This is a genomic window from Corynebacterium sp. HMSC076D02 (assembly GCF_001813815.1).
Lineage (GTDB): Bacteria > Actinomycetota > Actinomycetes > Mycobacteriales > Mycobacteriaceae > Corynebacterium > Corynebacterium simulans.
The window spans coordinates 1-238 of sequence record NZ_KV814062.1; the positions used below are offsets into that span (position 1 = coordinate 1).

1 protein-coding gene is annotated in these 238 nt (G+C 62.2%); it reads right to left on the minus strand.

The window, feature by feature from the left end; genetic code table 11:
- A partial coding sequence (locus tag HMPREF2935_RS07835; RefSeq protein ID WP_305764086.1) for a biotin/lipoyl-containing protein occupies positions 1-238 on the minus strand: 238 nt, incomplete at both ends.

The window sequence follows — 238 nt, forward strand, 5'->3', positions numbered from 1 at the left end:
GGCGAGGATCTCGGTCAGGGTGCCGGCGACTGGGGATGGGATTTCGGTGTCGACCTTGTCGGTGGAGACCTCGAGGAGTGGTTCGTCGACCTCGACCGTGTCACCTACGGACTTCAGCCACTGGGTAATGGTGCCCTCGGTGACGGACTCGCCGAGCTCTGGCATAGCTACGTCGGTTGCAGAGCCGGAAGCAGCCGGTGCAGAAGCCTCTTCCTTCTTCTCTTCAGCCTTCGGCTCT